Annotated in this window: 18 protein-coding genes; 1 reads left to right on the top strand and 17 read right to left on the bottom strand. The window is 43.9% G+C overall.

The genetic code is table 11. The features are described 5' to 3' along the window. Positions 1 to 28: 28 nt before the first annotated feature. The 7 genes from NTX44_15460 to argC form a co-directional block, all read right to left on the bottom strand. The gene (locus NTX44_15460; protein ID MCX6123009.1) at positions 29 to 1,852 is read right to left on the bottom strand and encodes an N-acetylmuramoyl-L-alanine amidase; all 1,824 of its coding nucleotides are present in this window, start codon (positions 1,850 to 1,852) and stop codon (positions 29 to 31) included. 135 nt (positions 1,853 to 1,987) lie between these two features. Beyond that, on the bottom strand, positions 1,988 to 3,205 hold the full coding sequence (locus NTX44_15455) for an argininosuccinate synthase (protein MCX6123008.1): 1,218 nt from the start codon (positions 3,203 to 3,205) through the stop codon (positions 1,988 to 1,990). A 191-nt stretch (positions 3,206 to 3,396) separates the two neighbouring features. Further along, positions 3,397 to 3,735 (bottom strand): hypothetical protein, encoded by a 339-nt coding sequence (locus NTX44_15450; protein MCX6123007.1) that lies wholly within the window; start codon positions 3,733 to 3,735, stop codon positions 3,397 to 3,399. A 40-nt stretch (positions 3,736 to 3,775) separates the two neighbouring features. Further along, positions 3,776 to 4,231: a hypothetical protein gene (locus tag NTX44_15445; GenBank protein ID MCX6123006.1), complete on the bottom strand. Its 456-nt coding sequence runs from the start codon at positions 4,229 to 4,231 to the stop codon at positions 3,776 to 3,778. Between the two features lie 11 nt (positions 4,232 to 4,242). Beyond that, a complete protein-coding gene (argB, locus tag NTX44_15440) occupies positions 4,243 to 5,091 on the bottom strand; it encodes an acetylglutamate kinase (protein ID MCX6123005.1) in 849 nt (282 codons plus the stop codon). A 56-nt stretch (positions 5,092 to 5,147) separates the two neighbouring features. Further along, positions 5,148 to 6,365: a bifunctional glutamate N-acetyltransferase/amino-acid acetyltransferase ArgJ gene (argJ, locus tag NTX44_15435; GenBank protein ID MCX6123004.1), complete on the bottom strand. Its 1,218-nt coding sequence runs from the start codon at positions 6,363 to 6,365 to the stop codon at positions 5,148 to 5,150. Next, positions 6,365 to 7,381 (bottom strand): N-acetyl-gamma-glutamyl-phosphate reductase, encoded by a 1,017-nt coding sequence (gene argC / locus NTX44_15430; protein MCX6123003.1) that lies wholly within the window; start codon positions 7,379 to 7,381, stop codon positions 6,365 to 6,367. Before argC ends, argJ begins: the two co-directional genes overlap by 1 nt. Before the next feature lie 149 nt (positions 7,382 to 7,530). Here argC and ychF point away from each other — a divergent pair, with 149 nt between their 5' ends. Next, on the top strand, positions 7,531 to 8,628 hold the full coding sequence (gene ychF, locus NTX44_15425; GenBank protein MCX6123002.1) for a redox-regulated ATPase YchF: 1,098 nt from the start codon (positions 7,531 to 7,533) through the stop codon (positions 8,626 to 8,628). A gap of 139 nt (positions 8,629 to 8,767) precedes the next feature. On the opposite strand, the gene NTX44_15420 is transcribed toward ychF, so the two are convergent. The 10 genes from NTX44_15420 to NTX44_15375 form a co-directional block, all read right to left on the bottom strand. Continuing rightward, positions 8,768 to 9,679 carry a phosphatase PAP2 family protein gene (locus tag NTX44_15420; GenBank protein ID MCX6123001.1) on the bottom strand — a complete coding sequence of 304 codons (912 nt, stop codon included), beginning with the start codon at positions 9,677 to 9,679 and terminating at the stop codon, positions 8,768 to 8,770. 9 nt (positions 9,680 to 9,688) lie between these two features. Further along, on the bottom strand, positions 9,689 to 10,486 hold the full coding sequence (locus tag NTX44_15415; GenBank protein ID MCX6123000.1) for a phosphatase PAP2 family protein: 798 nt from the start codon (positions 10,484 to 10,486) through the stop codon (positions 9,689 to 9,691). A 111-nt stretch (positions 10,487 to 10,597) separates the two neighbouring features. After that, positions 10,598 to 13,114: a carboxypeptidase-like regulatory domain-containing protein gene (locus tag NTX44_15410; protein ID MCX6122999.1), complete on the bottom strand. Its 2,517-nt coding sequence runs from the start codon at positions 13,112 to 13,114 to the stop codon at positions 10,598 to 10,600. A gap of 336 nt (positions 13,115 to 13,450) precedes the next feature. Further along, complete coding sequence (locus tag NTX44_15405) at positions 13,451 to 14,164, bottom strand: type 1 glutamine amidotransferase (GenBank protein ID MCX6122998.1); 714 nt, start codon at positions 14,162 to 14,164, stop codon at positions 13,451 to 13,453. 16 nt (positions 14,165 to 14,180) lie between these two features. Further along, positions 14,181 to 14,618 carry a thioesterase family protein gene (locus tag NTX44_15400; protein ID MCX6122997.1) on the bottom strand — a complete coding sequence of 146 codons (438 nt, stop codon included), beginning with the start codon at positions 14,616 to 14,618 and terminating at the stop codon, positions 14,181 to 14,183. 128 nt (positions 14,619 to 14,746) lie between these two features. After that, complete coding sequence (locus tag NTX44_15395) at positions 14,747 to 16,405, bottom strand: AMP-binding protein (GenBank protein MCX6122996.1); 1,659 nt, start codon at positions 16,403 to 16,405, stop codon at positions 14,747 to 14,749. A gap of 23 nt (positions 16,406 to 16,428) precedes the next feature. Then, on the bottom strand, positions 16,429 to 16,983 hold the full coding sequence (locus NTX44_15390; GenBank protein MCX6122995.1) for a cupin domain-containing protein: 555 nt from the start codon (positions 16,981 to 16,983) through the stop codon (positions 16,429 to 16,431). Positions 16,984 to 17,207: 224 nt separating this feature from the next. Then, complete coding sequence (locus NTX44_15385; GenBank protein ID MCX6122994.1) at positions 17,208 to 17,819, bottom strand: GrpB family protein; 612 nt, start codon at positions 17,817 to 17,819, stop codon at positions 17,208 to 17,210. A gap of 20 nt (positions 17,820 to 17,839) precedes the next feature. Next, entirely contained in the window at positions 17,840 to 19,150 is a 1,311-nt protein-coding gene (locus NTX44_15380; protein MCX6122993.1) for an asparagine synthetase B, read from the bottom strand. Between the two features lie 151 nt (positions 19,151 to 19,301). Beyond that, entirely contained in the window at positions 19,302 to 20,567 is a 1,266-nt protein-coding gene (locus NTX44_15375; GenBank protein ID MCX6122992.1) for a M48 family metallopeptidase, read from the bottom strand. Between the last annotated feature and the right edge of the window lie 3 nt (positions 20,568 to 20,570).

Below are 20,570 nucleotides of genomic sequence, written 5' to 3'. Positions count from 1 at the left end.
AAGGTGCAACAGCTTTATGTTTCCAATATCATTTCACTTCCGTATAAGTTCTGACAAACTCTTCCAATCCCTTTACTATCTGCTCTGCCACTTTCTTCCGAAATCCATCATCCAGTAGAAGCATTTCATCTTCAGGATTGGAAAGAAACGCCGTTTCCACCAATACATTTGGCAGCTGCGTCAGCGAGTTGAGCGTAAAGTTGAAACCGCCCACCTCGCCAAATGGTTTCAATCCGAGTGCAAGCATCTTATCATACATAATATCGGCAAGCGGTTTGAATCCAAGAGACCGGTAATACGTGCTGACGCCTCTGAGCGCAATTGGATCGGATGCATCGCCTGCAGAGTTACAGTGAATGCTTACAAGCAAACGTGCATTGGAACGAATAATTTTATCAATACGTTCGGACATCGCCGGAACGTCGTTCTCTGTACGCGTGAGCACAACCTGAACGCCCTTAGAAGTGAGGATTGTTTCAAGATGACGAGCCATCAAAATATTCACATCTTTTTCAAGCACTCCGGTTGCACCGATAGAACCATGACTGTCGCCGCCGTGTCCCGCATCGACAGCAATCATGAGTCCTGAAAGGACTGAATCAGGCGAAGCAACCACAGGAGGCCTGCGGATTTTTATTCGCAGTGAACTGCCCGTATAATCAATATCGTACCCCCAGTGCGGATAGAGCAGGTCGATAATCATGCGGTACTGATTGGCGGCAACCTGTTTCCATGTAATGCTCTCGATTCCTTTTACGAAACGAGACTGTGAAATCCAATTTGTGTTCGATGTTGCACCATAGACATCGACAGCAAGTGCATTGGGGTGAACGAACAATTCACTGGTGTAGGGAAGTTTTTCGGAAAGTGGAAGTGTGACAATGTCTTCCGGGCCGTTGCTTGTTGCAGAAATGGCTCCGGCGAGCACGCGCGGCAGCGGTGTATCAGACGGTAAAAGTTTTGCGAATTCTTCCGGCAGCCATGCTTCCATAGATGCAGAAAGTTTAACACGATATTGGGAGCCGATCTTACCGTTGATTTCTACTCGAACCCCCTCTTGAAGAAAACCCAGCTTCGAACCGCCAAGCCGATCTTCGCCGAGCCCGGCATTGAGATATGGACGCTTGCCCACAACTTCTGCAATGCGCGGCAAATCTTTTTGTAGTATTGATATTTTTGCCTTCGATAAAGCCTTTTCGCTGCTCCAAAAACTTTTCTTGAGACGAAATTTAATTTGCACGTCTCGTGCTTCATCTGCCGGCTTCACGATATACCGGCCAATGTAGATCCCGGCAAATCCGCCGCCTTCGGCGGGCGACAGTTCTCGCATGGGAATACCTGATTCAACATCCGGTATATCAAACGATGCTTCCCACCCCGGACTTCCTTTAAACTTCACTTCCAATACATCGCCGGATGTAAGCCAACTATCTTCCGCAGGCTCCATCATCGCTTGTTCGATGACGAGCGTATCATGCGGGGAATTCTTCATCGGCTGCGGACGGATGATGACGAATTCTTTCCACAGCGAATCTCCTGTGGCAGATTTTACTGTGAAACGAAAAGTATTAGTATCGACACGTATCGGCAGGAGATCAACAAAAGCGCCGCTTGCATACACTTTTGTCTGCTTACTGTTGATGAATGCTTTCGCATCAGGTCGTGTGCAGGCGGCTATCCGATAACGAGGGGCAAATGTCCGTACGGTATCCTTGTCCGGACGCTGGACCTGTAGAAACAAAGTATCCTTGTTTGTATAGAGCGGAACAGATTTTTGCAGGACAGAATCGATTTTGACCTGAGCTATAATGCTCGAAGTGAAAAGAAGTATTGTGAAAAATGAACGAAGCACGAAATTTCCTGATATTGATATGGATGTTTGGTAGTAATCAGGCAAGAAATGCGGTGAAATTCAAGTTCTGTTTGGAATAAAAAAGCCGATGTCTATGACTATCGGCTTTTGAGTGAATGCAATGTAATTTATGTTCTACTTTTTCTTCTTCAGTAAGCCTTTATTCACCTGATAAAATGTTTTTATCGGCAAGCCATAGATTTTGATAAAGCCGACACTCGCTTTATGGTCGAACGAATCTTCCTCTGTGTACGTCGCCAGCTTCGTATCGTAGAGTGAAGAAGGCGAAGTGCGCCCAGCAATATCGAGATTGCCTTTATAGAGTTTCACTTTCACCAATCCGGACACTACTTTTTGTGTTTCATTCACAAACGCATCCATTGCAACCCGAAGAGGTGTGAACCACAATCCGTTATAAATCATGTCGGCGTAATCGTTGGCAAGTTTGGCTTTAAAGTGTGCGGTGTCTTTGTCCAGCACAAGCCGTTCAAGCTCGCGATGGGCAAAGTGAAGAACTGTCGCCGCGGGAGCTTCATACACTTCGCGGGACTTAATACCGACAAGGCGATTCTCAACAAGATCAAGTCTGCCGACTCCGTTTGCCCCCGCAATGTCATTAAGACGGTCGATCAATTCTGCACCGCTCATTTTCTTGCCGTTCAATGTAATGGGAACACCAAACTTGAATTCAATAGTGACGTACGTTGGTTCATCCGGCGCCATGTTCGCTGGTACTGTTCGTTGATACGCATCGGCCGGCGGTTCGACCATCGGATCTTCCAATACGCCGCACTCGATCGCAGTGCCCCACAGATTTTCATCGATTGAATAGGGATTCTTCTTCGTTGCGGAAACTGGAATGCCATACTTCTCGCAGTACGCAATTTCTTCTTCACGCGATTTAAATTCCCACTCACGCACCGGCGCAAGCACTTTTAATTCCGGGGCGAGCGCCGCAACGGCAACTTCAAAACGAACCTGATCGTTTCCTTTCCCTGTGCAGCCATGCGCAACCGCGGAACATCCTTCTTTCAAAGCGACTTCCACTAAGGATTTTGCAAGCAACGGGCGGCCAATTGCTGTTGCCATCGGATAGTTAAACTCGTAGATCGCACCGGCTTTGAGCACCGGCCAAATATATTCTTCCACAAATTCTTTTCGCAAATCCAGAACGTATGCTTTCTTTGCACCGGTCTTGAGCGCTTTTTCTTTCACGCCTGCAAGTTCCTTCTTCTGTCCCAAATTTCCGGTAACAGTAATAATCTCTGCATTGTATTTTTCCTGCAGCCATTTCACAATGACCGATGTATCAAGGCCGCCGGAGTACGCGACGGCAATTCGTTCTTTTTTCAAGTGTATTCTCCTGATTATTATATTCTCTCAATAGTTCAATTACTAATTGATATTACGCAGAATGCAACAAAATATTGCCACGACCTTTGGCAACGCCATCCCTTCGGGACAGGTCGTGGCTATAAATCAACTGACATTGTGTAACATCACTTACTAATATTTTCAGCGACTACTCTCAACTACTCAAACAATTATTTTATCCAAATTAACGTCATGCCAGGATTTGACGCACCAAGGTCCACATCCGCTACCTGACCGCATTGTTTTCGCATTTCTTGTGTTCTTGTATCTACAATATTGTATTCTTCTCCAGGAATGACCGCCTTCAGATGCTTTCGATTGCGATACGCCCAGTTATAAACAACTTGTTTCAATACTGCAGGACGATCGTTTATCCCATGACCATGGATTACTTTCAGCACGCGCCATTTTTGTGTGAAACGGACATGGATCACTTCATCATCAAGCACTTCCTCGGCGATCTCGGATGTAAGCGGCGGATGGGCAATATCAATCGTGTGGAAATACATTGCTCATTATTCAATTTTATTTCAAGAGTAAGGCCTGTGTTTATACTTGTTTGTTTTTTTCAAGAACGCCGCGAAGCGCACTGATGGTTTCTTTGATCTTCTTAATCGAACGCGGAAGAATAAATACTGTGTTGTCGCCTGCAAGCGTACCAAGAACAGATGGGAGACGAAGATGGTCTATTATTTCTGCAACACCCTGTGCCCGACCGGGCAGAGTCTTAATGACTACAATGCTTTCATTTGCATCAATCTGTTCAATTTCAAAACCGATGAGCGTGGTCATACGTTCTTCTTCCTGTTCCGGGCTGAGCATATATTTTGCGCCGCTCGGTGTATAGACCCATGCAATGCCAAGCTCTTTCATGTCTCGCGAGAGAGTCGCTTGCGTAGTCTTAAAACCTTCCTTCCGCATCGCGGATGCCAATTCGCTTTGCGTCGTTATTGTACGGCTGGCGAGAATTTGTTTGATTGTAAGATGACGTCGCTGTTTTTCCATATTCGTATTCCCTATGATGGATGTATCATTTGGGTCCCGACACCTTCGTCGGTGAAAATTTCCAGAAGAAGTGAATGCTTAATGCGCCCATCAATAATGTGAACTTTATTGACACCAGCATCGAGCGTGGTAAAAGCTGAGCGTACTTTCGGAATCATTCCGCTGTGAATTGCCCCGCGTTCAATGAGCGATTCTGCTTCCGCATATGTCAGAGATGAAATTAACTGCTTATCCACCAGCACGCCTTCGATATCGCTCAGATAGACAAGTTTTTCTGCTTTCAATGCGATTGCTATGGCGCTCGCCGCCAGATCGGCATTGATGTTCAGTATTTTGTTGTCTTCTCCTACAGCAAGGGGAGCAATGACCGGCATCATTCCATTATTTAAAAGGAGATTTAAAAAGGCCGTGTTCACAAAACTCACATCACCAACCAAACCGAGATCTTTTTCTGTAATGCGCTGTGCCTTGAGCAATCCATTATCCATACCGCAAAGACCAACGGCATTGCCGCCGTTTGTATTGATGAGATTGACAATTTCTTTATTCAGTTTTCCTGCCAGCACCATGAGAACTACATCAACCATTTTTTCGTCGGTATAACGCTGTCCGTCGACGAAACGAGTCGGAATGTTCAATGCGGAAGCGAGATCGGTAATATCTCTTCCACCTCCGTGCACAATGATGATGTTGATGCCGATCTTGCGGAGAATTGTTACATCCTGGGCAAAAGAGGCTTTGAGTCGTTCGTCTCTCATTGCCGCGCCGCCATATTTGATGACGAATGTTTTACCTTCGTACGTTTGAATGTACGGCAACGCTTCAATAAGAACGTCTTCTTTAGTTTGGGTGTGTGGCATGCAAGTTCTCAGTAATCAGTTTTCAGTTGTCAGGAGTAATTGTAGTTCATTCGCAATTATGAACGATAACTTGCGTTGATGTGAATATATTCTTTTGTTAAGTCGCACGTCCAGAAGCGCGCTTCCGCAGAGCCTTGGTGCAGATGAATCTGCACTGTGACAGTATCCTGTGAGAGCGTCGCCTTTGCCTTTTCTTCATCAAGAACAATTTCGTAATTCGGTTTCAACACGGGCAAATTGTTAAAGCCAATCGACACATGTGCCGGATCGAAATCAATGCCGGAGTAACCGACAGCGCAAAGAATACGTCCCCAGTTTGCATCAGCGCCGTGAAGCGCAGTCTTGACGAGATTGGAATTTGCTACAGCTCGTGCAGCTCGTACAGCTTCGTCTTCCGTTCCCGCTCCGCTCACGACAACTTCTATGAATTTTGTAGCGCCTTCACCGTCGCGAGCAATCATCTTTGCAAGTTTGATGAGAACGTATTCGAGTGCGGCAAGAAACCGGTAAAACGCAGGAGTGTTTTCCTTAATCTCTTCGTTCTTCGCTAATCCATTAGCAAGCACGAGCAGCATGTCGTTCGTGCTCATATCTCCATCGACGGTAATGCGATTGAAAGAATGATTGTTTGCAATGCGCAGCGCCGACTGCAACGCTGATGGCGTGATGAAAGCGTCGGTGGTAACAAACGCAAGCATTGTTGCCATGTTCGGCGCAATCATGCCGGAACCTTTCGCCATTCCGCCAATTGTGATAACAGAAGAACCGATGGAATACCGCAAAGCGCATTCCTTAGGAAAAATATCCGTTGTCATGATCGCTTCCGCGGCATCTTTATTTCCATCTGTAGTAAGTTTTGTTGAAAGATCGTGGATGCCATTCAAGACATTTTCCATTGGAAGATATTGTCCGATGACACCGGTGGAAGAGACGAGCACTTGCTCACGCGGCAGATGAAGAACCTCGGCGGTTGTATTGACCATTGTCCACGCGTCTTGCATTCCCTGCTCACCCGTGCATGCGTTGGCATTGCCGCTGTTGACAACGACCGCTGAGCAGATATTTGAATTCTTGAGCTGAATTTTATCAACCAACAGAGGTGCAGCAACGACCTTGTTCAGTGTAAAAACACCGGCAACCACTGCCGGTTTCTCCGACTGCACAATAGCGAGATCCTTTTTTGCTTTACGAATACCGCAATAAATTCCGCCGGCAATAAATCCTTGTGCAGCTGTTACACCGCCGGTGCATTCTTGAGATGCATCAATTTCCATTATTGTAACCCTTCTGTTTCATTGAGTCCAAACATGATATTCATGTTTTGCACAGCTTGTCCCGCTGCGCCTTTTATGAGATTGTCGATCGTAGAAAGAACAATGAGCTGTCCATCTTCTTGATTGATACGGAAACCTATATCGATGAAATTGGTGTGCGTAACATTTTTAATCTCCGGAATTGCCGATGCCGAGTAGCGAACGAAAGGCGCTGTTGCGTAATATTTTTCATAGACCGCAAGAATTGTCTGTTCCTGCACGGGCTTTTTCAATGTTGCATACGATGAAGTAAAAATGCCGCGTGTGATGGGAAGAAGATGAGGCACAAACGAGAACTTCACTTGCGTGTTGGAAAGTGATTCCAATACCGTTTTAATTTCCGGAATGTGTTGATGCGTGCCGACTTTGTATGCACGTACCGATTCGTTCACCTCACCAAACGACATCTCGATTGAGGAACTGCGTCCGGCGCCGGAGACACCCGAGAGGGAACTGACAGCAATGCCAGTTGGTTCAATTATGCCTTCTTTCAACAAAGGAGCAAGCGGAAGGATGGCGCTTGTTGGATAGCACCCTGGATTAGCGATAAGAGATGCCGATTTGATCTGTGGAGAATTCCATTCCGGCAATCCGTACACAGATTGTTGTAAAATTGCGCTTGCGGAGTGGGTTCGTTTATAGTACCGTTCGTACAATAATGTATCTTGTAAGCGGAAGTCGCCGCCGAGGTCAATGACCCGTTTTCCTGCAGAAAGCATCGCCGGCACAAGATTCATCGCTTCGCCTGATGGAAGTGCGACAAAAATGAGATCGTTCTTTAATATTTTATCAATAGAGTACGGCTCAAGCACTCTGTCTAATGTTTTACTGAACACGGGTACGACATCGGCAAGAAGTTTGCCTGCGGAAGAATTTGCAAAGAGTTTGTCTATCCGCACGCCGGGATGCCGAGCGAGGATCTTTAAAAGTTCAATACCCGAATACCCTGATGCACCAACAACAGAAACAGAAATCATATATTCACTCTACCTCATTCATTTTAGAATTGTATGAATATACCGTAAAATGGATAATTATGCAAGTGAAAAATTATTCACATTTCAGAACCCCTCTTGGTTTGCAGGAAACCGTTGGCTATCTTTTATTTGTCACGAGGAACAAAAACATGGGATTTACATGTGGAATAGTGGGACTGCCGAACGTTGGCAAGTCAACATTGTTTAACGCAATCACAGCGGCTGGTGCTCATGTTGCCAACTATCCATTTTGTACCATAGACCCAAATGTCGGAGTAGTTCCTGTGCCTGATCGCCGATTGGAGCAATTAGCGGAAATTTATACACCGCAAAAAGTTGTTCCAACAACGCTTGAGTTTCTCGATATTGCCGGTCTTGTGAAGGGTGCAAGCAAAGGCGAAGGATTAGGCAACCAGTTCCTCTCGCATATCAGGATGGTAGATGCTGTCGTGCATGTTGTCCGATGTTTCGATGATCCAAATATCATTCATGTCAACGGTGCGATTAATCCAAAATACGATATTGAAGTTATCGAAACAGAATTGATTTTGAAAGATGTTGAGACCGTTGAGAAAAAACTAGCAGATGCTGAAAAGCGTACAAAAACCGGTGATAAGAAAGTAAAGGCAGAAGAAGAATTTTGTACGGCGGTCAAAAATCATCTGCTTGCCGGAAGACTTGCGCGATACATCACGCCGAGGAGCGAGGAGGAGTCTTTGTATCTCCATGATATGCACCTCCTGACCAATAAACCGGTCATGTATCTTTGCAACGTCCATGAGAAGGAATTGACTGCCGACAATACGTACGTGAATCAAGTCCGCGAAGTTGCCGCAATAGAAAATGCTAAAGTTGTGATTGCGAGTGCGGCAGTAGAAGCAGAAATCTCGCAGTTGCCTGAAAGCGACCGGCAAGCGTTTCTTGCTGAACTTGGACTGCAGGAATCCGGATTGAGCAAGGTTATCCACGAAGGGTACGAGTTATTGCACCTGATTACATTCTTTACTGCCGGTACGAAAGAAGTACACGCATGGACTATGAAACAAGGCGTAACCGCGCCGCAAGCGGCGGGAGAAATTCATAGTGACTTTGAACAGGGCTTTATTCGAGCAGAAATTATTAAATGTGCAGATTTGGATCGGCTCGGCTCTGAAGCTGTCATTCGAGATGCTGGTCTTCTTCATGTTGAAGGGCGGGATTATATAATAGAAGATGGAGATGTTATGTTTGTGCGGTTTAATGTGTAAGGAAAAAAGGAATCAGTCGTCAGTAGTCAGTAATCAGTTGTAAGTAATCAGTAATCAGCAATCAGTTATCAGCTAATAACGGAAAGTTTTTGTAACATCAATTCAATTCACGTTAGATGTTATCCTTTTGATTCCCCTATCAAAAACTCATAGTCAGGCTGACACCTGTTCCGAGTGGTGTGATATTTGGAAGGATATGCACTTTTAGTTTTCCATCTCCGGAATCCATGACCGGCATTCCTTCCGGGTGTGCGGCAAGCATTCCAAAATAATATCCAATGAACAATCCGAGAGGGTAATCACTCACCCAGTGAATGCCGTTGCTGAGCATACCAAGTCCAACAAGTGTGGTGAATGCATATCCCGCTGGACGAATCCATTTTGCGCCCGGATAATTTTCTGCAATGACAATAACGGTAGCAATAGATGTACAGATATGTCCGGATGGATACGCGTCGAATTGAGGTACCCTGCGATGATAATCAATTTGATTTGGCAGAATTTTCCACACTCCGAACGGTGTCGTGCGTACAAACGGACTTTCGCGGCCGGTAATATGTTTGAGCACTTGTATGACTGCTCCGGAGGCGAGGACGGCCTGTACAATCTGACTGCCTGTGCGCAGCGCTTTCTGATCTTTGAAGAGGAGACCATAAGCACCAAATGATCCGGCAAGCGCAAACTGCGTTGTGCCATCGCCGATGTTCGCACAGAAATCGCTCAGATTTTTTGCTGATGTTGAACTGTGATAAAATTTTTCTGACGGTGTATACGTGATATCATCGGTCAGATACGTTGCAAGCGTTAGCCCTCCGATGAAAAGCCATTCATTGATGCGCTCTTTCCGGAAAGAAACATCATACCAGCGCTCCCAGTCGCGCGGAATGTTCGCAAACATTGTATACCATTGAACATTTTCTAAATCAACTTTATTGAACATGGACATTGAATCGGGCGTAGAGAAATTTTGTGTTTCTTGTGCTTGGCTCTTGCGGGAACTAAAGATGACTACACTGAGAAAAAGAATTGCGGGAAAAAGAAATTGCTTCATACTATCCTTCTAAAACTTCACGCTAAGGAGTAATCCGTATTGGTGTTCATCTGCTTGCGGTAAAAGTGTGATACTGCCGGAACCATAATTTAATTTCTCAACCAATTTTGTGCCATAGTGCCCAATGAGTGCTCCAACAAAGCAATCACTCAACCAATGTGTACTTTCCATCACTCTGCTAATAGCAACGAATGAAGCGAGGGAATAACATGTGTAAGAAACCCATGGTTCTGTGTAAAAATCTGAAATAGTCGTGGCAGCAGCAAATCCTGTTACAGTATGTCCGGACGGAAAAGCGTCGAACGAAGAAATTCCTTTACCTCCTTTCGGCTCACGTATATACGAAAATGGCCCATGCCAAAATCCGCCGTCACGTGTTGCAGCACTTGGGCGCTCGCGGCCGCAGAGATGTTTGAACAATTGAACGGTCACGCCGGTAAGAAGAAATGATTCAAGACCGATTTTTCCGACTTCAAAAGCCTTCTTATCCTTGAAGATCAATCCATATCCGACAAATCCTCCGAATAATCCCATCGAAACCGATCCATCACCAAGATCAGTAATAATCGGACTGACCTTTTTTATCGCTGGATTGTTCATCTTCCAACTATACAGATCGTCATAAATCTGCTGATCGTACTGAAACATCACAGCAGTCAAAAGCACAGCACCGCCAATGCCGATGTACATATTCAATTGAGAAGAATGAGAGGAATCTGCCATGATCGGCACTGCGGATTGTGCAAAGGTTGGTGGTGCGAGATACAGCACAAAAAGAACTGCGATTACAAATATTCTGCCGGGCAAACCGATTTCCTGTTTAATGATATTATAGATGAAGCGGCCGACGATTTTTCCACGATCACTTCTATTTTCTCTAATATGGCAGGAAATGTTCTCCCGGTCAAATAGGTTTTTTTAAAATTCTATCTCGATACCTCCGACAGGGAAAAAGCCGAACTGATATGTTACTCCAACAGTACCATCACTGCGGTAATTATAAAAGAAGACATTTTTTGTGTCAAATACATTCATAAGGGCGATATACACATTGATGTTCCAATTCTGCATGTAAAACCGGCTGATCCATTCGATATCCAACCTACTGTAATCAGGGTATCGAGCTGAGTTGATATCGTTCGATGCAAGCCAACTATATTGTGACCACTTGACTCCCCCTTCTCGGTATTGTCTAAAAGTAGTGCGCTCTCGAGGAGTATATGGGCCACCTGTCTGGTACCGATATTTAAAGCTGATTTCCATTTCGTCGGAGAATGGTAAAATGTACGATGGATATTTGATAAAGAATATTTGATTGTCGAGCCATGAGCGAACTCCTTTTACAATCTTGCCTCCGACGAGATTGATAATGACGGGGTAATCATATTGAGAAGGATACGTTCCGCCTTCTTTTCCCAATCGCGGATCATCATCAACTGTTTTCGAAAGTGAAACGCTGACCGTTCCATAGTAATTTGTAACCTGTTTTTTCTGAAGGAGAAATTCTAAACCGTACGAAGTCCTTTTACCGAGTGCAAAGTTCTTATCGGACCAAAAAGTCGAATCGAGAAAAGAACGAATAAAATTTTCCGTGACACCAATATTCTTAAACTTTTTATAGTATGTCTCCACGCTCAACTTTATTCCGTCGTCCAGAATATGCTGAAGGCCGAGCACAATATGATCAGCTTCAGCATTGGCAAGATGTTTATTATATCCGATGTTTCGATAATCACTGTAATAGGGAAGTGGTTGTTCTTGCCAGTATTGTCCGAGCGCAAGCGAGAGCGTTGTCGTTGGAAGAAGTTCATAGGCTATGCAGCCGCGAGGACTAATTTGCCCTTGTTGGGAATAGGAAAAATAATCGTACCGTAATCCAAGTGTAATATACAGCTCGGGTGTAATATGATATTTGTCGCTGATATATGCATATGTTCTGCTTGCATCGCCGAATTTTAAGTCAGTTCCGATAGAACCAGGATAAGTTGTTACTATTGTATCAAAACGGCCGTCCATATTTCTGTCATATCGAATGGTATCTCCGCCGAATTTTGTCATGCCGGTCCAATGGTTAGTTGTCTGAATCTGACCGCCCATCATCAACTCGTGTTTTGGATGGATGCGATAGAATAGTTCATATTTCAGTGCATAGAATGCTTCATCGGAATGATCATCGAATACATCGCGAGAAGAGAGAGTTTTATAATTGACTACCTCGCCTTGTGATCCGTAGGTATGCTGAATAAAATCTTCCCGGACATCTGTATTGTTTTGAGTACCGTTTGTATATAAGGAGAGAATTGAATATCCATCTTTCCCCCACAGACTTTTTAAATTCACACCGAGAACATACTGCTTGCTGTGGACATCGACAAATTCAATACTGGATGAATATGTTTGATTTGCTAAGTATGTTTTTTCCTCCTTTGGATCTCCTTCGATATAGATTTTACTGTCACCATAAAGACCATTCAATGACAATTTATGATTGGGAGAGAGGTCGTACACAATTTTTGTTTGCGCATCCCAATATTTGGGAATAGCTGTTAACGAAATAACGGACATACCAAAAAGTTTATCTATAAATTCCAGTAAACTCTGACGAGCGGAGAAGATCCACGAGCCCCTACCATTGGCTAACCGCCCTTCCATTAAGGTGCCAATTCCGGCCATATTGAATCCGGTATTAGATGCAAAACCTTTTTCCCTGTCTCCTTCACGAATCGTGATATCCATGACAGAAGATGTTTTGTCGCCATACTGGGCCGGAAATCCGCCGGCGGAAAATTGTACATCTTCCACGAGATCGATATTAATCATGTTGATCGGACCCGCGGAATTAAATTCATTGGGATAATGGTTGATGGAGGGGATTTCCATAGATTCCAGAATAGTAAGGTTTTCGCTGGGAGAACCACCTCGAACGATCAATTCATTCATGTTGTCATTTGAACTTGCGACACCGGGTAGATTCTGCACGACACGCTGGACATCCTGCACCGAACCCGGCTGACGCTTCACTTCGGCACGGTCATAATTATTTACACTCAGTGGACTTAATTCATTGTTGCGGCTGAAGTATGTCGCGTTCACTGTTACACCGCCAACTTGTACCGCCTGTTCGTTGAGCTTGATGGAGATTTTTGTGCTGCGTCCGGTGGACACCACAATGTTCGTTACAATGATACCTTCATATCCAACAAGAGTTGCTTTGAGGCTGTATGTGCCGACTTCAATTCCTTTGATAGTGAAATTTCCGGAGGTGTCCGAGACAGTACCAAAGGTTGGTTGTTCCACAATCTGTACGTTGACAACAGGCAAGGGTTCCTGAGTTTTTCCATCTAAAACACGTCCAACGATGTCACCTTTAAACGGTTGTGCGAAGAGTTGGGATACACTAAGGCAGGCGAATATGACAAATGCGATAGATTTCATAATTTTTGGCCGATGTTAGATTCAGTAAAAACACGTTAATAAAATGCAAAAATTCAGCAGGTTCGTTCAGGATTGAATCAAATGCATTTGGTATTGTTACCTAAAACGAACGTTGAGTCGAAAAAGTTACAGTCCCACAGACGGTACAAGAGTGAAATGATATATAGTTACACAAGAGTTGTTTTAATCTTGTTGATCCAACATACATAATAACGAGAAAATAATTTCAGCGATTTCGGTAACTAAGAGAAACGAATCGGTGAATGGAGAATAGAAAAGCAAAAATAATTAATATGTGGTAAATGGTTAAAGTACCATGTTGCGATTTCATAGCAACTATGGTTTGGATTCAAAATTGTTCCAATGATCAAGAAGAGAATCCATGACGCTGTTCATGCGATGAAATCTTGAAGGAACAGAAAGCATCTCGGCAGCGGACTGCACATAACGTCCGGGGACAAGATCGTTCTGACATTGTTCTGTCAACGACTTGATAGTGAGCGGTGTAACTTCAAGATGAAATTGCAATCCCAAAACACGTTCACCGATAGAGAAAGCTTGATTGTCGCAACCTTCGCTCCGTGCAAGGTGAACAGCATGTGCCGGGAGATCAAATGTCTCACCATGCCAATGAAAAACTTCCAAATGCGAAGGAAAAATGTTTTTTAGGTTTGTATTTTTCCTCTGTACTAAAGACTCAATAGGGAACCAGCCAATTTCCCGGTCCCGATTCGGATATACTTTGGCTCCGAGGGCACATGCGATTAACTGGGCACCAAGACACACACCGAGAACATTCTTTCCGTCTGCAATTGCCTCAGCAATGAATTTCTTCTCCGCTCGCAGCCACGGATACGTTTGCTCGTCATTCGCACTCATGGGCCCGCCCATAATGATAAGCCAATCGATTTCGCGAATACTTGGATAAGTGATATCCTTATAAAATTTTGTTATAGAAATTTTGGCGGGCTTCGCCTTCATCCATAGCTCTATGCTTCCCAAGCCTTCGAAGGGAACATGCTGAAAATAATGGACATTCATTCTGTTCATGGTCGTGCTCACTCGTTTATGGCTTTATATCGTACGACACAAGGAGATTTCTTCCGCGTTTCAGTATTGCTTTTGGAAACGGACAAGATTTTCTTTTTCGAGTGTTAAAATGAACGACGGTCATCACCATCACTGCGGCAATTTCACCCGTTGTATCGTTACGCATTTCATGAACAAGCCGTATAACTTTTTCTTTCATTTCAAGAACGCCTGAGCGCACGGTCACCGTGCTTCCGGCGACTATCTCAGATGTATACGTTATGTTCTGCTGAAGGGCGGCAATGCCCATATGTTTTTTTGTAAAATATGAATTATTCAAACCTAGCATTGAAGCAAACTGCCAGGACGCTTCATCAAACTTACTGACGTACCAAACGACATTCATGTGACCCATAATATCGCAATGCCATGGATGAACAACACCGCGATATGTAATTTGCATTTCAGCCATCATTTTACTCCAGAAAAATACAGGTAAGAAAAATTTTTAGAATTTAAATATAATTATAGCCTGGAAATAGCTGTATGAATAGTATGTTGTGTACACTTTCCAGATTTTGAATTGTCTCAACAAAAAAACATTTATTCATTGCTTTCCTCACCGCGTATTTGCACACGTCTTATTTTGCCGCTGATAGTTTTTGGAAGTTCCGTGACAAATTCGACTATCCTGGGATATTTATACGGTGCTGTCACTTTCTTCACATGATTTTGCAACTCGTGCGCCAATGTATCGTTTGGCTGATAGTCTTTTGAAAGAACAACGGTCGCCTTCACGATTTGACCTCGCTCGAGATCCGGAACAGCAGTAATGGCGCATTCCAACACTGCCGGGTGTTCCAATAGAGCGCTCTCCACTTCAAACGGACCAATTCGGTAACCGGAACTTTTTATAATATCGTCAGCTCTGCCGACAAACCAGAAATACCCGTCTTCATCGCGCCACGCTGTATCGCCCGTATAATAGATCCCGTTCTGCCATACTTTTTTTGTTAGCTCTTCATCCCGAAAATAGCCATCGAACATCCCAACGGGTTTTCTTTTCTTCGTATAAATGACGATCTGTCCGATTTCACCCACTTCACACACTTTACCATCTAGATCGATAAGATCGATATCGTACCCTGGTGAAGGTTTTCCCATGGAACCGGGTTTAGGTTCCATCCATGAATACGTTGCTACTGCAACCGTACATTCTGTTTGTCCATATCCCTCCATTAACCGAATGCCTGTCATTTCCAAGAATTGTTTGTACACCTCGGGATTTAACGGTTCACCGGCTACGACACAATAGTGCAGGTGTTTCAAATCATAATGTCTCAAATCTTCTTTTATTAAAAACCTATAGATAGTCGGCGGTGCACAAAACGAGGTTACGTGGTACTTCTCAATAATTTTCATCAGGTGTTTCGGGACGAATTTATCGTAATCATATGTCATGACAGCGCATCCCGAAAGCCATTGACCGTATATTTTTCCCCAAGCAGATTTTGCCCATCCGGTATCCGCAACGGTAAAATGAAGGCCGTTCTCTTGCACGTTTTGCCAATATTTTGCTGTCAATATATGTCCGAGTGGATATGCAAAATTGTGATTCACCATCTTGGGCATTCCTGTTGTGCCGGATGTAAAATACAGAAGCATGGTGTCGTTTATTGTCGTTTTTTCCTCAAGCGATTGCCGGTCAAACGTTTCCGGACTTTTTTCCATTTCTTCCGTTAAGTTCAACCACCCGTCACGCGCTGCACCGATTAAAGCTTTATGCCGTAACGTTGGTGATTTCGCTTCTGCTTCTTCTACATGCTTAACAACATCGGGATCCTGCACACAGACAATCATTTTTATGTCTGCAGCATTATTTCTATAGACAATATCTTTTGTGCTCAAAAGATGCGTCGCAGGGATAGTAATCGCACCGATTTTATTTAACGCAAGTGTGCAGAACCAATATTCATAACGACGTTTCAAGATCAGCATCACAGGATCCCCTTTGCAGATGCCTGTTGATCTGAAGAAATTTGCTGCTTTATCACTAAAGCGCTTCATTTGTCCAAATGTAAATGTTGCTTCTCCTCCTTTGTCATCACACCACACCATCGCAATTTTATCGGGAGTGTGAAGGGCAATCTCATCGACCACATCGAATGCAAAGTTAAAGTGTTCTGGTATTCGGATCTCGAATGCATCAATGAATTCTTGATAGGAACTGAAGTCTGTTTGTGAAAGATAGTTATTAAGCATTATTATTCTCTTTATTCTAATATTTATAAAACGATTGCAAGCAGTTTCACCGGTGCTTGATTCATCGCTTTCACCGCATGTTTATACGTTGAATCAAAATAGATAGAATCGCCTGTATTCAGAATAATCTCATGAGTATCAATGACGATCTTCATCGTCCCTTCGATAACATAATTGAATTCCTGGCCGGGATGCGAATTAAATTCCGCGGGAGTAAGTTCTATATCCGGGTCAATTTTGACAATGAACGGTTCTGCTTTTTTATTGATAAAATTAAATGCGAGACTTTCATATTTGTACTGCTTTCTTCTTTCCACACTCAATCCTTTGTCTTTATGCACGACGCAATAGACATGAAGTCTGGGGTTTTCTCCGGTAAGGATTGCTGTCAGTTCTATGCCGAATTTATGTGCCACCTTATAAAGGAATCCAACAGGAATATCAACCGTCCCGCTTTCGTATTGGGTCATGACATCTAGTGAAATTCCAAGTTCTTGCGCCAGTGAAGCCGCGGAAATTCCGGAAATTTCTCTCAATTCCTTTATCCGCTCAGCGATGAATTGTATTTTTTCTTTCATAGAAATAATTTCTTTCTCGTTCGTTCTTTTTGATGAACGGTACCGGTAGAATGGATTATCGTTTCACGCGCTATAGGACAAAGTTCTTAAATGCATGCTCTCCGAAAATTTAGTCGATAATATAAATAAAATCAATTTACACAAATATCTTACAGTGGTCGTAAGAATTTCTTCATCTTCAATATCAGTGATCGCATCCAGATCTGACAATCCTACTTTCCTTGTCACGAGTGATTTTTCATTTTATAATATTCCTTTGCCGACAGAGTAGTCTTCACAATGAATTTTGTTTTCGCAGTAGTATACGCGACTCTATCGTGTGTAAAACTTTTCGCCAACTGTATTTTCAGCTGTTGATATTCTTTTATAAGACACGGATGTTCAATCAGATAATCTCGAAAGAACAATCTATCCCAGTGCTCGAAGCCACGTTCTATCATATGAATATGATGCGTGCGAAGTCCGTGCACATCTCGTTTGATGAACCATGCATAAAATGGCAGACCGTCATCGCCATGCGTCGGCCGCCAAAAGTAATCATATCCTTGCGTAGTTAATATAGGCACAACAACCTTCTTGGTTTCTTCAAGAGAAGTCACCTCCACCAAGATATCAATAATTGGTTTTGCCGATAAATCTGGGATTGCCGTGCTTCCGAAGTGCTCAATTCTCGTAATAATTTCATGCGGCAGGCAGGAGAAAAGATGTTTCTTCTCTTCTTCAAACATCCTTGGCCAATCTGGATTATATGGAACGATAACAACCTCTTCCTGCACAACCCGTTTCATACGATCTTCAAGAGATTCAAAGCTCCTGATTTTATTTACGTCTGCCATGCTTATTTCAACTATTCCACTTACGTTTTCTGCTGTTTCTTCTTCGCCGCAGGAAACAGAACGTTGTTCAATATGAGCCGGTAGCCGGGTGAGTTTTTATGCAGATTCAAATCGGTAGGCGGATCGCCGACGGCATGCTGGTAATCTTCCGGATCGTGTCCACCGTACCATGTAAATGTGCCGCGTCCGAAGTTGCCGTGGATATATTTCACTTCTTCCGTTCCTTCGCGCTCTGCAAGAATTGTGATTGTCTTCTTAATCAAACTTTTCTTGAACGCTGTTGTCTGTCCCATAAATCCTTTGATGATGTTGACGTGGTCTTGTGTCAGCATCGTTGGCACGGGGTCGTACTTCGCTGAGAATTCGAAGAGCGTAAAATAATCCGTATTCGGATCGCGAATGGGCGGGGGGTCGCTTGTTGGGATGTCAATATCTGAATATTCGTAGCGTAGCGGATTCATGTCAAGCGTAAAATTCTCGAATGCCAATGTTTTGCTGAAGTCGAGTTTCGCTTGAACATTGCGATCAGCCGGGTCGCCATCGAACATCACATCGCAAATATCTACGTTCTCTGCGGCGAGTGCGATATCGTAACTGTCGGTTGCCGAGCACATAGCAAACATAAATCCGCCGTTGCCGATAAATTCCTTAATAGAACGTGCAACTGCTTTCTTTGCTTCGGATACTTTCTTATATCCAAGCCGCTTTGCTTCGCGCTCGTACAGCATTTGCTGTTCAATATACCACGACGCATTTCGGAAGTTAGCATAGAACTTTCCATACTGCCCGGTAAAATCTTCATGATGCAAGTGAAGCCAATCGTACTCTGCAAGCTTACCGGAAAGAACCTCTTCATCCCACACTTTCGTATAATGAATTTCTGCATACTCGAGAGCCATCGTAACGGCATCGTCCCATGGTTTAAATCCGGGCGGTGCATAGACGGCAATCTTCGGCGCCTTCTCTAATCGCACAACGTCTTCGTTGTTGTCCTCACGCTGGACTTCGGCATACAGGGAAGCTGCTTCGCTGGCGGCGAGCGGTTCAAAAAAAACTCCACGGACACGGCATTCGTTTGCTAATACACCGCTATAGTCGCAGAGAAATGACCCTCCCCTATAATTGAGAAGCCAATCTACTTCGCCGTTATGTTCCAGCAGCCAAAACGCTATCCCATACGGTTTAAGATGATCGGTTTGTTTCAAATCCATCGGAATGAGAAGCTTGGTTTGAGGATAACTTATAGATGAATAAAGAATTAAAATCAGAATGCAACCAAGTCCGTCAATAACAAATCGGCAGAGCTGCGATGCCAATCCATGTAATTTCATTTGAGAGGTTCTTATTACCATCTTATGCTTTCGACTTCATGAGGAGGAGAGAAGTTCCTTCCGCCAGGACGAACGAAATATACTGATTAATTCTGAATCATTGTTAAGAGAAAGGATAGGTACTCAGTTTTCTTGAAGATAGGTTTTATTGTTACTTCATCATCTCGTAGGCCATAGCATTTAAAAGGATAATACGATTTTTCATCGGCGGGTGGGTTGCGAATAAGTCGGCCCACCATCCTTCTTTCGAATTAATTCTTCTTCCTAAAGGATCAACGACACATAAATGAGCGATACCTTTTTGAAAAGATATCGTAGGTGCATCAGCATTTTCGATTTTCTTTAAAGCATTGGCAAGTGCCTTGGGATTGCGCGTCAATTCTGCGCCACCTGCATCTGCCAAATATTCCCGCTGACGTGATACTGCCATCGCTACGATGCGCGCGATCAAAGGAGCAAAGAGAATTGTGAGAAGCCAACCAATAAACAAGACACCGCGTAACATCCATCCGGCACCGGGCACGCGGCTCCCTGCAAATCCTCCGAGAAAAGCACTCTTCTTCATCCACTCAGAAAGCAAAAGCACTGCGCCAAACAAAACCGTAATGATTGTCAGCAACCGAGTATCGGAATTACGTATGTGGCTCATTTCATGTGCGATGACGCCCTGCAATTCTTCGCGGTTCAACATTGCAATCAATCCAGTAGTGACGACAATCGAGCTCTCCGTCGGGATGGTTCCAATGGTAAAAGCATTGGGATCTGAATCTTTCACGATATACACTTTGGGAGAAGGAATTCCTGCCGCAAGACTTATTTCTTTTACTACATTTAATAACTCCGGCAGAGCCGCAAAGGTTTCATCAGGTTGTTCGGCATGCACAGACCAGAGGACCGAATTCATTCCCCAGCGAAGACTTGTGAGGATGGAGACAATACCGATAATGACGGCTAAAGTTGTTCCAATTGGAAGGTATTGCAAAACAGGGATTTTGGAAATCTCTGAAATATTCTTTAAAAAACCGGAGATCAGATGGTCAACTGGACGAGGATTCATAACATAAAACGGCAGTAGCAGGAATAATATTAGAATTACTATCATTGTAAAAATTATGAGATATAGACTCCACCCGATTATTTTGAACTCGCCGTCGTCATCGGCAAATTTCTTTGACTCTTCCCACAATCCTGATGCTGCCCGCTGCTGAAAATTCCAAATGCCAGAGCCGGCCATCAGAAGAACAAATGGAAGCATAATGAATCGAACCGGAGTGTCGATCGTTAAGAATATATCCAATCCCGCTCCGATCACCGCGATCAGAAGAACGAAAATGATAATGAGGAGCCATGTCATCCGGCGGTTGTGCGCTTGTTGTTCATAAATATTACGCGCGTGAGTTAAGATAGGCTCAGACATGGT

Source organism: Ignavibacteriales bacterium (assembly GCA_026390575.1).
In the GTDB taxonomy this organism is placed as follows: Bacteria; Bacteroidota; Ignavibacteria; order UBA10030; family UBA10030; genus Fen-1298.
Note: the sequence above shows the minus strand (reverse complement) of the source record. Positions and strands in the feature narration are given on the sequence as shown.

Coding starts and splice junctions, on each gene's coding strand:
- argB (MCX6123005.1), bottom strand. CDS start 5,091: ATGCCACACACCCAAACTAAAGAAGACGTTCTTATTGAAGCGTTGCCG.
- NTX44_15405 (MCX6122998.1), bottom strand. CDS start 14,164: ATGAACAGAATGAATGTCCATTATTTTCAGCATGTTCCCTTCGAAGGC.
- NTX44_15375 (MCX6122992.1), bottom strand. CDS start 20,567: ATGTCTGAGCCTATCTTAACTCACGCGCGTAATATTTATGAACAACAA.
- NTX44_15385 (MCX6122994.1), bottom strand. CDS start 17,819: ATGGCAGACGTAAATAAAATCAGGAGCTTTGAATCTCTTGAAGATCGT.
- NTX44_15445 (MCX6123006.1), bottom strand. CDS start 4,231: ATGGAAAAACAGCGACGTCATCTTACAATCAAACAAATTCTCGCCAGC.
- NTX44_15410 (MCX6122999.1), bottom strand. CDS start 13,114: ATGAAATCTATCGCATTTGTCATATTCGCCTGCCTTAGTGTATCCCAA.
- ychF (MCX6123002.1), top strand. CDS start 7,531: ATGGGATTTACATGTGGAATAGTGGGACTGCCGAACGTTGGCAAGTCA.
- argJ (MCX6123004.1), bottom strand. CDS start 6,365: ATGGAAATTGATGCATCTCAAGAATGCACCGGCGGTGTAACAGCTGCA.
- NTX44_15390 (MCX6122995.1), bottom strand. CDS start 16,983: ATGAAAGAAAAAATACAATTCATCGCTGAGCGGATAAAGGAATTGAGA.
- NTX44_15450 (MCX6123007.1), bottom strand. CDS start 3,735: ATGTATTTCCACACGATTGATATTGCCCATCCGCCGCTTACATCCGAG.
- NTX44_15420 (MCX6123001.1), bottom strand. CDS start 9,679: ATGAAGCAATTTCTTTTTCCCGCAATTCTTTTTCTCAGTGTAGTCATC.
- NTX44_15380 (MCX6122993.1), bottom strand. CDS start 19,150: ATGAAATTACATGGATTGGCATCGCAGCTCTGCCGATTTGTTATTGAC.
- NTX44_15400 (MCX6122997.1), bottom strand. CDS start 14,618: ATGATGGCTGAAATGCAAATTACATATCGCGGTGTTGTTCATCCATGG.
- NTX44_15395 (MCX6122996.1), bottom strand. CDS start 16,405: ATGCTTAATAACTATCTTTCACAAACAGACTTCAGTTCCTATCAAGAA.
- argC (MCX6123003.1), bottom strand. CDS start 7,381: ATGATTTCTGTTTCTGTTGTTGGTGCATCAGGGTATTCGGGTATTGAA.